The 432-nt window shown below is 54.9% G+C and carries 1 protein-coding gene; it reads right to left on the bottom strand.

Annotation, left to right across the window (positions count from 1 at the left end):
* Positions 1 to 33: 33 nt before the first annotated feature.
* The coding region (locus EN780_RS40160) for a hypothetical protein (RefSeq protein WP_210215150.1) at positions 34 to 432 on the bottom strand (399 nt) is incomplete at its 5' end.

Genomic DNA, 432 nt, shown 5'->3' with positions numbered 1-432 from the left:
AAGCCCACCCGACGTCGTCCTTTCTGGAAAGTCTCAAAAACAGATCGAACCAGAATCGATATTCGGCATCTTCACGATTGCCAGACACTTCCAAGGGACACTAGGCGACCGACGTGGTAGCGTCCTTGCCGTGCCTTCGATCTCGGCTTCCATCGCCTCGTCGTCGGATAGGAGTGCCCAATCTTTAACAATGTCATACTGGCTTCGCACATCGATGCCCTCCGTCTTGCCGAGAAGCAGCCTTAGGTACCCCGACGCCTCCCGACCTTCAACACAATGACAATGGCCATCACCAGCCCCGACGCGGCCAAGACGCCGTAAAACCCTTCGGCCGTTATTGCAAAGCCCCAGAAGTCGATTGTGATCTTGTCCATTGGTTCGGTTGCCTTCACCAGATTCCAGGTTCAAACGACAGACTGAACCGTCTGCGCT

Source organism: Mesorhizobium sp. M4B.F.Ca.ET.089.01.1.1, from assembly GCF_004022605.1.
GTDB classification, from domain to species: Bacteria; Pseudomonadota; Alphaproteobacteria; order Rhizobiales; family Rhizobiaceae; genus Mesorhizobium; species Mesorhizobium abyssinicae.
Note: the sequence above shows the minus strand (reverse complement) of the source record. Positions and strands in the feature narration are given on the sequence as shown.